Source organism: Uliginosibacterium sediminicola, from assembly GCF_039631295.1.
Lineage (GTDB): Bacteria > Pseudomonadota > Gammaproteobacteria > Burkholderiales > Rhodocyclaceae > Viridibacterium > Viridibacterium sediminicola.
The window spans coordinates 220,161-231,622 of sequence record NZ_JBDIVE010000002.1 but is presented as its reverse complement, the minus strand read 5'-3'; the positions used below and the strand labels follow the sequence as shown (position 1 = coordinate 231,622).

At 63.3% G+C, this 11,462-nt stretch carries 12 protein-coding genes; 1 reads left to right on the top strand and 11 read right to left on the bottom strand.

What is annotated here, in order from left to right:
- The first annotated feature begins 81 nt into the window (after positions 1-81).
- Positions 82-933, top strand: a complete 852-nt coding sequence (locus tag ABDB84_RS04860; protein WP_345918565.1) for a formate dehydrogenase accessory protein FdhE — start codon at positions 82-84, stop codon at positions 931-933.
- A gap of 2 nt (positions 934-935) precedes the next feature.
- Here the strand turns inward: ABDB84_RS04860 and ABDB84_RS04855 are convergent, their stop codons facing one another.
- The 11 genes from ABDB84_RS04855 to ABDB84_RS04805 form a co-directional block, all read right to left on the bottom strand.
- On the bottom strand, positions 936-2,204 hold the full coding sequence (locus tag ABDB84_RS04855) for a glycosyltransferase (protein WP_345918564.1): 1,269 nt from the start codon (positions 2,202-2,204) through the stop codon (positions 936-938).
- Between the two features lie 233 nt (positions 2,205-2,437).
- Positions 2,438-2,812 (bottom strand): hypothetical protein, encoded by a 375-nt coding sequence (locus ABDB84_RS04850; RefSeq protein WP_345918563.1) that lies wholly within the window; start codon positions 2,810-2,812, stop codon positions 2,438-2,440.
- Positions 2,809-3,279, bottom strand: a complete 471-nt coding sequence (hycI, locus tag ABDB84_RS04845) for a hydrogenase maturation peptidase HycI (RefSeq protein ID WP_345918562.1) — start codon at positions 3,277-3,279, stop codon at positions 2,809-2,811. Before hycI ends, ABDB84_RS04850 begins: the two co-directional genes overlap by 4 nt.
- A gap of 4 nt (positions 3,280-3,283) precedes the next feature.
- On the bottom strand, positions 3,284-3,715 hold the full coding sequence (locus ABDB84_RS04840) for a formate hydrogenlyase maturation HycH family protein (protein WP_345918561.1): 432 nt from the start codon (positions 3,713-3,715) through the stop codon (positions 3,284-3,286).
- On the bottom strand, positions 3,712-4,464 hold the full coding sequence (locus tag ABDB84_RS04835) for an NADH-quinone oxidoreductase subunit B family protein (RefSeq protein WP_345918988.1): 753 nt from the start codon (positions 4,462-4,464) through the stop codon (positions 3,712-3,714). The genes ABDB84_RS04840 and ABDB84_RS04835 overlap by 4 nt, the downstream gene beginning before the upstream one ends.
- A gap of 50 nt (positions 4,465-4,514) precedes the next feature.
- Positions 4,515-5,066: a formate hydrogenlyase complex iron-sulfur subunit gene (locus tag ABDB84_RS04830; protein ID WP_345918560.1), complete on the bottom strand. Its 552-nt coding sequence runs from the start codon at positions 5,064-5,066 to the stop codon at positions 4,515-4,517.
- Between the two features lie 15 nt (positions 5,067-5,081).
- Complete coding sequence (locus ABDB84_RS04825) at positions 5,082-6,815, bottom strand: hydrogenase large subunit (RefSeq protein WP_345918559.1); 1,734 nt, start codon at positions 6,813-6,815, stop codon at positions 5,082-5,084.
- A gap of 2 nt (positions 6,816-6,817) precedes the next feature.
- The gene (locus ABDB84_RS04820; RefSeq protein ID WP_345918558.1) at positions 6,818-8,401 is read right to left on the bottom strand and encodes a hydrogenase 4 subunit F; all 1,584 of its coding nucleotides are present in this window, start codon (positions 8,399-8,401) and stop codon (positions 6,818-6,820) included.
- Positions 8,402-8,414: 13 nt separating this feature from the next.
- Complete coding sequence (hyfE, locus tag ABDB84_RS04815; RefSeq protein ID WP_345918557.1) at positions 8,415-9,065, bottom strand: hydrogenase 4 membrane subunit; 651 nt, start codon at positions 9,063-9,065, stop codon at positions 8,415-8,417.
- An 11-nt stretch (positions 9,066-9,076) separates the two neighbouring features.
- Positions 9,077-10,516 (bottom strand): hydrogenase 4 subunit D, encoded by a 1,440-nt coding sequence (locus ABDB84_RS04810; RefSeq protein ID WP_345918556.1) that lies wholly within the window; start codon positions 10,514-10,516, stop codon positions 9,077-9,079.
- A gap of 4 nt (positions 10,517-10,520) precedes the next feature.
- Entirely contained in the window at positions 10,521-11,459 is a 939-nt protein-coding gene (locus ABDB84_RS04805) for a respiratory chain complex I subunit 1 family protein (protein ID WP_345918555.1), read from the bottom strand.
- Positions 11,460-11,462: the final 3 nt, after the last annotated feature.

The window sequence follows — 11,462 nt, the reverse complement described above, 5'->3', positions numbered from 1 at the left end:
CGCTGTAGCACCGCCGGGCCGTGTGCTTGACTGCACAATGCCCGGCTTCGACACATCTTTCCCCAAGCACCTCACACCACCATGCTGCCTCCGCAATCCTTGCCCACGGCGGTGTCGCCGACCTTGCTGTTGGCACCTGCCGTCGATGTCTTTGCGCGTCGTGCGGCGCGTTTTCGCAGCCTGGCCGCACAGCACAGCCAGGGCCTTTGGCTGAACTGGTTGGCCGCCTTGTCCGAGGCACAACAAAGCCTCGCTGCGACGCCTGCGATACTGGCAGTGTCCACGCAGACCGATCTGCTGGCCGCCGCACCTGCTGCGGTCGAGCAGCTACGCCAGCTGTTCAATGCCAATGCGTATGGCATGGATGGATTTGCTGTTGCGCTTGATGAATCCCTTGTGCTCGATCAGGCGCGCAGCGTCGTGCAGATGGCCGCTGGCAGCCAGTTACTGGCTGCTGCGGAGCGCAGTCATTTCCTGATCGTTGCCGCCATGCAGGTCTTGTGGGCGCAGGCCGCACGGCTGCGTGTGCAGCAGCCACAGCCGGCACAGAGCGAAGCGCATGAGGCCTGCCCATGCTGCGGCAGCGCCGCGCTGGGCAGCATCATCATGGCGGGCGAGGGCAAGGCCGGCCTGCGCTATCTGGAATGCAGCCTTTGTGCGACGCGCTGGAACGCGGTCCGCGCGCGCTGCACCTTGTGCACGCAGGGTGAAGTGGTGCAGTACCTGGCGCTGGAGGGCGCGCATGCCGCAGTACAGGCCGAGACTTGCGATTGCTGCCAGGGCTATATCAAGACCTTCATGCAGACCAAGGACATTGCCGTTGAACCGGCCGCCGATGATCTGGCCAGCCTCGCGCTTGATGTGCTGGTGGGCGAGCAAGGTTTTGCGCGCGGGGCGCCCAACCTCTTTCTGTGCGAGGCCGAGGCGGCCTGAATTCAGTGATGAATCGGCGCGCAATGTTCCAGATAACGGCCTGCTGAGTAGGTGGCCTGAAAGCGCAGCAGCTGGCGTGACGTGATGGCCGGGTAAGAGCCTTCAATCACGCGGTCGATGTTGTGCGCAAGGGCGGCATCGTCACCACAAGGGCTCAGGAAGGACGTCAGCGGGCCATTGAGGATTTCGCGCGGCCCGGTCGGGCAATCCGTGCTGACCACGGGCGTGCCGAGGATCAGCGATTCGATCAGCACCGTGGGCAGGCCCTCGTTGTCGGAGGACATGGCAAACAGCGCCGCGTGCTTGATCCAGGGGTATGGGTTGGTGTGAAAGCCAGCGAGGATGACCCGCTCCTGCAAGCCCAGTTCGACAATCAGACCCTCGATGCGCGTTTGCCAGTTGCGGTCCGATTGCGTGTAAGTGCCGCCGAGCAGCACCAGCTTGTGGCTGTGGCGACTGCGGCTGGCGGCGTAGGCGCGCAGCAGCACGTCCTGCCGCTTGCGCTGCTCGATCTTCGCGACATACACGATGTAGGGCTCATCCAGCGGCCGTCCGCCAAGCTCGCCTTGCTGGCGGATGCGCGCGAAATCGAAGGGGTTGTAGATGGTTACGATGGACTTGGGGCGTACGCCGATCTCGTCCACCATTTCGCGTTGCAGGGCGTCCGCCACGGTGATGATGTCGCGGCCTGAGTAGATGGTGCGAAAGCGCATGCGCCAGCGCAGATTGCGGATCAGGCGCTTGATCCCGGTCTTGCTGCCAAGCTTGTTATTGAGATAGCCCAGCATGGAATTGCGGTAGCGGATGTAGACATTCTCCAGGCCTGCGATGCGTGAAATGCGATCAGCATCTTCCGCGTTGGAGATGAAAAAGTCGAAGGCCTGGCCATTCGATTCGATTCGCGCGACCGTGCGTTTGAGCGCCCAGGCCAGCATCAGCTTGTTGAGGACGCGATTGCTGCAAAGCTTGCCGTCCTGTGACAGGGCGTGACGCTTGATGCTGGCGGGCACCTGGTGTTCGACCTGATCACGAACCAGGATCACATGGACCTCATGGCCCATTGCCTGGAAGGTCTGCGCCAGATTCAGCACGATGCGCTCGGCGCCGCCGCCGATCAGGGAGTCGATCAGCAAGCCGATTTTCAGGGCCGGCTCGCCATCTGCGGTGGTCCTGCGTCCCGGTTGAGCGGTCTGCTGCCTTATGGCCTCGCGGCGCGGCGCAGGGCGCGGCGCTCGCCAGGAGATGGCGTGCAGAATGCTGAGCATGCTCATGAGTAACCTTGGATGTTGTAGATCCTCTGCATACTAGGTTGCTGAGCGTGTGCTTTTTGTCGGGAATTGTATGTAGATGTAAGTGGCGTTAAGTTGTGACAATGACATCGCGCTGAAATCTAGCGTGCGCTGTGAGCTGGATCGAGTGCACGAGTAAGAAAAAGGCTGACAAAGCTGTCAGCCTTGGGGTGAGTGTCAAACTTCCAGCAGCGCAGCGCGCGCTGCCTTGCAGCTCAGGCGCCCGAGCTGCTCTGAATGCGGCTCTGTGCTTCGATGGCGCGTGCAAAGCTGAGCAGGGCCTGTTGTTGTTCGGCGGGCATTTCGGCGGCACAGCTGGCGAGGTAGATAGCCTTGATGTCTGCATCGCTCAACAGCGCCGGGCGCTGATCTGCTTCCGGGTGGGTGAGCGCAATGCCGCCGTCGGTCGGCCGACCGATGGCTTTGCGGAAAACGTCACGGGCCGCGATGTCGGTGGCCTGCAGGTACTCGTCCAGTGTGCGGATCAGGTTATTCAATGCGGGCATGCTGGCCGGCGTTTGCTGCGCACGCAGCAGGTCCACGCAGCGCCCCAATGGTTTGGCAAAGACATGAGTGCCCCAGATTGTCATTGTTCTGCTCCCTGTAAAGTTTCAAAGTCTGCCGGGTCCTGGCCGGCGAGTAATTGCGCATGCAGCGTGTGAACCGCATGGCGAACTGCGTCACTCATCGGGCATCCGAAAGCGACGATTTCTGTCTGTATGCCGAGAAACAAGATCTCGGGGATGCTTGCGCGCAAGCCCTCAATCAGAAAGCTCAGCGGCAGGTTATGGGTGGTAATGATGAAGAGCTCGGCGATCTGCTGATCGTCGATGAGGCGTATTTCGCCCGCAGTCAGGCCGATCTCGGCCGCGTCGACGATCAACACACGCGGCGGCTTGAGTGCCTCGACTTCATGCGCGACGTTTTCGGGCGTCGAGCCACCGTCGATGACCACCCATCCCGGTAGTGCTTGCTGATTCAGCAACTCGGCCAGCAGTGGGCCGGCACCATCGTCGCCCATCATGCTGTTGCCGACGGTGAGGATGACATTCGGCATGGCTTCAGTCCCGGCGTCGCGCGATGAGATAGATCGCCGGCTCTTGTTCGATGGCTTGCAGCGCATTCATCAGGGTGCCGGCCCATTGCGCCTGCTGTGCGTCGAAGGCGGGCCTGGCGGCATCGATGGCTTTGGCCAGCAGCTGGGTGTGGCTGATGTCGATGTTGATTTCGCCCCACTTGCTCAGGCCTTCGAGCTTGCTGCGTGCAGCACCTGCATCGAGCAAGCTGATCCAGGCCTCGTATTCGGCGAGCGTGCAGCGGATGATTGGCTGCAGGCAGTCAATCACACCAATGTGATGGCCGATGGCCAGTGAATAGTAGACGACCTGTTTGGCCTCACCCGGCATGTCTTCCTGACGGTCGAGGAACTTCTGTCCGAGCTGGTAGAAGATGACGCGCGGTGCCCCTGTTCCCGCAGCAAGCGCGGTGCTCATGTGCGTACTCCGGGCGTCTCGCAGACGCTTTGCAGGCGTTTGAAGATCTCGGCGAGGCGCGGGTCTTCCTCTTGCCGCAGATGTTGTACGACGCGCGCGTCAAAGTCGCGCACATCACTGCTTTCTGCCATCAGCGCCATGAAGCTGTCGGCGATCAGTGTGCCGTGGCGATAGCCCGCCATGCGCCGCGCCTCGCTCTCGATGAGCACGCGGATGTCCAGGGCGACGGCTTTGTGCGGCAGCGTGGCCTGCTCGTTCTCGGCCTGCTGGTGATGCGAGGCCTTGAGCTTCTGATCCAGCAGACCCAGCGCAACGGCAAAACCATGGATGGTCGCCGCCGGCGTCGGCGGGCAGCCTGGAATATAGACATCGACCGGTACGATCTTGTCGGTGCCGCCCCATACGCAATAGAGGTCGTGGAAGATGCCGCCGCTGCAACCACAGGCGCCGTAGGAGACGACGATCTTCGGGTCCGGCGCGGCGTGATAGGCGCGGATCGCCGGCATGCGCATCGCGCGCGTGACTGCACCGGTAAACAGCAGGATGTCGGCGTGGCGTGGCGAGGCGACGACCTTGATGCCGAAGCGCTCGGCATCGAAGATCGGTGTGATGGCAGCGAAGATTTCGATCTCGCAGCCATTGCAGCCGCCGCAGTCGACGCGATAGACATAGGCCGAGCGCTGGATGTCCTTGAGCAGGCTGCGTTTGAGCTGTGCGCTGTGTTCGCTTTCAGTGATTGGCACCGGCATGCCGTCCGCATCGCGTGGTGCGAAGTTCATGGTCGAGGGCAAGGGGCCGTTCATGCGCGTGCTCCTGTCTGTGCGCGCAGGTGCTGCGCGGGTTCGAGGGCGGCCAGCGCCAGCTTGCGCTTGCATTCCGGGCAGGTGCTCAGCTCGGCACGCGCGGCAGCCAGCTGGCTCTCCGGCAGGCCGCCTTGTTGCAGCAGAGCCAGGGCGTAGTCGATTTCCTTGCTTGGCGCGAATGCAGTATCGCAACGCACACAGTGGCTGAGGCTGAAGCTCGCTTGCTGCAGCAGATCCGCCTTGCTGCCGACGGCCAGCTCGAAATCGGGCGACAGACTGATCGCCTGCGTCGGGCAGACTTCCTCACAGCGTGCGCAAAAAATGCAGCGTCCCAAATTCAGCGCCCAGGTGCGCGTGCCGGCTGCAGTGTCGGTGTGCATGCTCAATGCATTCGGCGGGCAGGCGACGACGCATGCGGCGCAGGCAATGCACTGCTCGGCGATGAGTTCGGGCTTGCCACGGAAACCCGGGCTGACAGGGTAGGGCGCGAAGGGATATTTCTCCGTCGCCTCGCCTGCTTTGGAAATGATCTTCAGTAGTTTGAACATGCGCGCTCCCTTGCTTCAGCGGCGACGCAGGGGTGAATCAGTGCGTTCGCGGCCGTACCGTTCAATTTCCTTGTACGGGACGGTGGTGGATTTGCCCTTGTTCACATCGACCAGGGTCACGCGGTCAGTGCAGGAGTAACAGGGGTCGATGCTGGCGACGATCAGCGGCGCGTCAGACACCGTATTGCCGCGCAGCATGTAACGCAGGGGCGGCCAGTTGGCATAGGTGGGGGCGCGGCAGCGCCAGCGGTAGAGCTTCTGGTTGTCGCCGAGCATGCTCCAGTGGATGTCTTCGCCGCGCGGCGCTTCGGCAAAGCCCAGCGCAAAGGCGTGCGGGGTGTAGCTGAAGCCCTCGATGAGGATCGGCCCTTCAGGCAGGTTATCAAGGCTGTATTCGATCATCGCCAGCGAGTCGTAGAACTCTCGCACCCGGATCAGCACGCGCGCCAGCACATCGCAGCTCTCTTCGCTGTGCAGGCTGAAGGGCAGGTTGCTGAGTGCCGGTTCGGCATAGCCGACGTAGGGATGGTCGTGGCGAATGTCGCGGGCGAAGCCGCTGGCGCGCACCAGCGGACCGGCCGGGCTGAAGTCGCGGGCGACCTTGGGATCGAGGCGGCCGATGCCCTGCGTGCGCTGCTTGAAGTTCGGCGTGGCCAGCAGCATGTCGACCAGCGGCGTGATTTCGGCGCGCAGCTCGGCGATCAGCTTGAGGGTCTTGCGGCGTTCATCTTTGAGGATGTCGCGACGTACGCCACCGATCAGGTTCATGCCATAGGTTTTGCGCGCGCCGGTCAGCAGCTCGGCCATGGTCATGGCTTTTTCGCGGACGCGGAAGAACTGCATGAAGCCGGTGTCGAAGCCGACGAAGTGACTGGCCAGACCGAGGTTGAGCAGGTGGCTGTGCAGGCGCTCGACTTCGAGGAAGATGGTGCGGATCGCCTGCGCGCGCGGCGGTACGACGATGCCGAGTGCATTCTCGACCGAGGTCGCGTAGGCCACGCTATGGGTGAAGCCGCAGATGCCGCAGACGCGGTCGGCGAGGAAGGCGACCTGGTCGTAGTCCATGCGCGTCTCGGCGAGCTTTTCCATGCCGCGATGCACGTAGAACATGCGGTAATCGGCATCGACGATGTCCTCGCCGTCGACGAAGAGGCGGAAATGCCCCGGCTCGTCCGAGGTGATGTGCAAGGGGCCCAGCGGTACTACGCGGCTCTCGCCGCCTTCATTCACGAACTGGTACGTCTCGGTGTCCGCCGTTGGTGCCGGGCGCTGGTTGTAGCCCATGGTGTCCTTGCGCAGCGGATGCAGATCCTCGGGCCAGTCATCGGGCAGCACCAGGCGGCGCTCGTCCGGCAGGCCGACCGCACGCAGACCGTACATGTCGCGGACTTCACGTTCGCCCCAGACTGCAGCGGGCACCTTGGGTGTGACGGATGGATATTCCTGGCGCAGCGGATCGACCAGTACCTTGACCACGATCCAGCTCTTGATCACGCCTTCCATCGACAGCACGTAATACACCGCGAAGTTGCCGTTGAGGCTGCGCTCGTCATTGCCGAACAGCACCGACAACCAGCCGCCTTGCTCGTAGTAGAGCCAGGCGACGACGTCCGGCAAGCTGTCCGGCTTGACCGTGATGGTGACCTGGTCTGCCGTCTGCCAGGCTTCGTCGAGCACCGCGTGCGGGAATTGCTCGCGCAGCGCGAGCAGGTAATTCTGGCCGGTCTTGGCTTCGCGTGTGGCGGACATGTTCATGGCTTTCCTGCAGCGTCTGCACGTATGGAGGCGGCGTCCGTGACGGCGCTGGTGGCGACAGCCGGTTCAAGCTGTGCAGCCTGAGTGGGCGATGGCTTGGTGTCGAGCACCACCATGCTGGCGCTTTGCAGCAGCCGCATGACCGGATCTGGCGTGCGGATGCCCATCATCAGCATCAGCGCCATCAGCAGCACGATGGGCAATACGGTGAGTGCGCCCGCTTCGCCTTTGGCAATCTCGGCCGGTGCGGCGCCGAAGACGGTGCCCGAGATCATGCGCACGAGGCCGGCGAGGACGATGGTCAGCAGTAACAGCAGCACCACGATCAGCACGCCGTGACCGAGGCTCAGGCCAGCGCTGACGATCATGAACTCGCTGACGAACAGGTTGAATGGCGGCACGCCGCCGATGGCCAGCGCGCCGGCGGCCAGCAGGGTGCCGGTCAGCGGAGCCGCCTTGAGCAGCCCGCGCACCTTGTCCATGTGTGGCGAGCCGTATTTGAGCAGCACATTGCCCGAGCAGCAGAACAGCAGCGCCTTGGCGAGACTGTGATTGATGGTGTGCAGCAGGCCGGCGAGCACGCCAAGCGGTCCGCCAATGCCGAAGGCAAGCGCGATCAAGCCCATGTTCTCGACGCTGGAGTAGGCCAGCAGGCGCTTGATGTCGCGCTGGACGACGATGAAGAACGCGGCAACCGCCACCGAGAGCAGACCGAAGACGATCAGCAGGGTTTGCGGAAAGGCCGGGCCGACGCTCTTGCTGAGCAGCATCGCAAAGCGCAGCACTACGAGCATCGCGCAATTGAGCAAGACCGCCGAGAGCAGGGCGCTGATCGGGCTTGGTGCTTCGCTGTGCGCATCCGGCAGCCAGGCGTGCATCGGGAACAAGCCAGCCTTGGTGCCGAAGCCGATCAGCACGAAGACGAAGGCCAGCTTGCTGAGCGTCGGGTCGAGCAGCTCGGCATGCTGCAGCAGCACCGTCCAGTAGATCGCATCACCCGCTTGCGGCAGTGCATTGGCGGCGTTGGCATAGACCAGCACCACGCCGTAGAGGCCGAAGGCGACACCGACGGTGCAGATGATGATGTACTTCCAGGCCGCCTCCAGCGAACCGGGCTTGCCATAAAAGCCGACCAGGAAGACCGAGCCCAGCGTGGTCGCCTCGATGGCTACCCACATCATGATGATGTTGTTGGCGGTGACCGCCAGCAACATGGTGAACACGAAGAGATTGAAGATGCCGTAATAGCGGCACAGCTGAGCCAGGCTGATGTGCCCCTCGCGCTGCTCGCGGCCCATGTAGCCAATCGAGTACAGCCCGGTGATGAAGCCGAGCAGACCGATCAAGGCGAGAAAGATGGCGCCGAGCGAGTCGACCCGGCACCAGTCATGCAGGCTGCTCAGCACCTCACCCTTGAGTACCAGAGCGGCCGCGCTGAAACTGAGCACCAGCAGCAAGCTGATGCCCAGGCTGTGCACCAGAGTTGCCAGCGGGCGTGCGGCCTTGCCCGCAGCGCCAGTGGCAAACGCCAGCAGCGCAGTGATCAGCGGCAGACACAGCAGGGTATCGAGAAGATTCATTGACTGCATGGTGTCAGCCCTTCAAGGCCGTGAGTTGCCGCACGTCAAGCGTGTGCAGCGTGCGGTGGATCTTGCGGACCAGCAGGGCCATGATCAGCACGGCGAAGATGGCGTCGGTGGCGATGCCGATCTCGACCAGCTCGGGCGCGCGCCAGGCCAGCAGGGCGAGCGTCAGGTGGGCGCCGTTCTCCATCAGGCAGTAGCCGAAGATCTGCTTGATGATGTTGCGCTGGCTGAGAATGCACAGCAGACCGAGCAGGAAGTGGCCGAGCGAGACGCCCAGCGCCGGCTTGAGATCGGCCAGTACGGCAATCTTCACGGCGGATACGGCGTAGCAGGAGAGGCCGACGATGGCCGCCGCCAGCAGCACCAGCCAGGCCGGCGAGAGCAAGCCGGGCAAGTCCTCATCGTTATGCACGGCGCCGAGCAGTTTGAGCAGGATCACCGGTACCAGCACCACCTTGGTGATGAAGGCCGAGGCCGCCCACAGGTAGAGTTCCTGCGCCTCGAAGTGCGCCGCCAGGGCGACGAACAGGGCGACCAGCACCAGCGATTGCAGGGCATACAGTTTGGCCGAGCGGGCGATGCTGCGCGCCGCGATGAGCAGCAGCGAGGTGATGATCAGCAGGCCGGCGAGATTATTGACGATGGTGGTTCCGTTCATGGCTATCGTCCTCAGTTGAGCCAGCTGGCGGCGATGAAGCTCGATGCCACGCACATGATGATCAGCACGACCAGGCTGATCTTGATCGCCAGCGGAATCGGCGAAGCGTTGACGACGGCCTCCGAGGATTCACCCGGCGTGGTCGCGCCGAACCACTTGAGGAACCAGGCGAAGCTCGCCACCGATTCGATCAGCGCCAGCACCACACAGGGCAGTAGCAGGAGGTGTTCGCGGCCGAGCTGGAAGCCTGCCGTGAAGATCGGGAATTTGCTGAAGAAGCCGTTGAAGGGCGGCACACCGGTAATCGCCAGTGCCGCCACACAGAAGCTCACGCCGAGCAGTGGCAGGTGACGCAGCAGACCGCGCAGCGCCGGCAGCTGGCGCGTGCCGCAGGTGTAGGAGAGTGCGCCGGCAACCAGGAAGAACAGGCTCTTGGCATACGCGTGGTTGAAGATGTGTGCGATGCCACCGTTGAAGGCCAGTTGCGAGCCGAAGATCGACAGCGACAGCGCCATGAAGATCAAGGACAGCTGCGAGATCGTCGAGTAGGCGAGCAGGCGCTTCATGTCGCGCTGTGGCAGGTAGAGCAGGAAGCTGTAGATCATGGTGATCACCGCCATGATCACGCCGATCCAGCCGATCAGCTGCGGCACCTGGCCAGCCGAGTAGATGGCGCGGGCATAGATGTAGACGCCGACCTTGACCATCGAGGCCGCGTGCAGATAGGCACTCACCGGTGTTGGCGCTTCCATCGCATCGGGCAGCCAGGCGTGCAGCGGCAGCTGGGCCGACTTGCCCCAGGCGGCAACCAGGATGCCGAGGAAGATCGCCAGCTTGGCGCCTTCGCCAAGACTGGCCAGTCCGCTCAGCGCGAAGCTGCCGGTGTGGCTGAACAGAAGCGCGGCGGCGATGTAGAGACCGATCGACGCCAGATGCGTGATCAGCAAGGCCTTGATCGCGCCGTACTGCGCCTTGGGTTTTTCGTAATAGCCGATCAGGCCCCAGGAACAGGCGCCGGTGATCTCGAAGAAGACCAACTGGCCGAGCATGGTTGACGAGAGCACGAGGCCCGCCATGGCGGCGATGAACAGCGAGAGGAAGGCGTAGTAGCGCGGCCGGCCCTCGTGCGGATGCTCCTTGTTGCCCAGGCTCAGATAGGCCGTCGAATAGAGCACCACCAGCAGGCCCAGCGAGACCACGGCGAGCGCCACCAGCACGCTGAGGCGGTCTATCGTCAGGCCGATCAGCTGGGTGCTGCCGACGCTCAGCAGGCTGTAATTTATCGCCACGCGGCCGGCGGCATTGAAGTCGCAAGCCAGACCGATTACGCTGACGGTGGCCAGCGCAGAAAACAGCAGGGCGACCCACTTGGCATGACGCTGCGCGACCAGCAGGCTCAGCGCGGCGCCCGCCAGGGGCAGAAGGATGGTCCAGAGTGCAATGTTCTGCATGGTGTCAGAGACCAGTCAGATAAAAGACGAAGGCGAGCACGGCGACGCCGAAGCCGATCCAGGTCACGCGCGAGCTGAGCATGTAGCGGCCGCGCGCCATGCTGTTCTCGATCAGGCCGAACAGCAGGAAGATCAGCAGCACCTTGAGTGCGACCGCCAGCGTCGAGCCGAGCAGGCTCGCCAGGCTGTCGCTGCCGGCATTGCCGAAGGGCAGGAAGACGCCGAGCAGGAACAGCACCAGCACCATTTTTTTCAGCGCCAGCCCCAGCTTGAGCACGGCCAGCGCCGAACCGGAATACTCGGTCAGCGGGCCTTCCTGCAGTTCTTGTTCGGCTTCGGCCATGTCGAAGGGCAGCTTGCCCATCTCGATGAACACCGTGAAGGCGAAGGCCAGCATCGCCAGGCTGAGGGCGACCGGCGATTGCAGCTGGCCGCCGGCCATGGCCGTGCTGATGCTGCCCAGATTGGTCGTGCCCTCGATCAGTGCGACGACCAGCAATGACAGAATCATCGTCGGTTCGACCAGTACGCCCATCATCAGCTCGCGGCTGGCGCCGATGCCGGCGAAAGCGCTGCCGCTGTCGATGCCGGAGAGGGCGAAGAAGAAACGCGCCAGGGCGAAGACGTAGACAAAGGTGATCAGGTCCGCCACCGGGCCGAGCAGGGAATGCGGGCTCAGCACCGGCAGGGCCATCGCCAGCAGCAGCATGGCGCTGAGCACGATGTAGGGCGTGAAGCGGAACACCGGGCCGGATGCGGCGGGCGCCACGTCCTGGCGCTTGAGCAGCTTGGCGATGTCGCGATAGTCCTGCAGCACGCCGGGGCCGCGTCGCGAATGCATGCGGGCGCGGATCATGCGCGACAGACCGGTCATCAGCGGCGCCAGCGCGAGCAGCAGCAGGGCTTGCAGGAAGGCGAGGAAAATCATGGCAATGCTTGGCATCCT